Below are 264 nucleotides of genomic sequence, written 5' to 3' on the forward strand. Positions count from 1 at the left end.
TGAAAAATTCACAGTTGAAAGTTGGAAATGTAATTGCAGAAGGGGAAATCAAATTATTTGTTCCACAGAAAAATATTTCGGAGCAGCAGATTGCAGTTCAAAAAATTCTTCCAAACGTTGACTGGAAGGTATCTGAGGAAAAATTTAATAAGGAAAAAATCCGGCTTTTAAACAAAAAAATTGCCGAAAACAGGTTCCGGGATATTACAAGTATTGTTGTAATTAAGAATGATAAATTGTTCTTGGAAGAGTATTTTAATCATT

Annotated in this window: 1 protein-coding gene; it reads left to right on the forward strand. The window is 31.1% G+C overall.

What is annotated here, in order from left to right; all coding sequences use genetic code 11:
- On the forward strand, positions 1–264 hold a 264-nt coding region (locus SB660_RS21355; protein ID WP_410584404.1), incomplete at both ends, for a hypothetical protein.

Source organism: Bacillus sp. SIMBA_005, from assembly GCF_046535585.1.
In the GTDB taxonomy this organism is placed as follows: domain Bacteria; phylum Bacillota; class Bacilli; order Bacillales; family Bacillaceae; genus Bacillus; species Bacillus pumilus.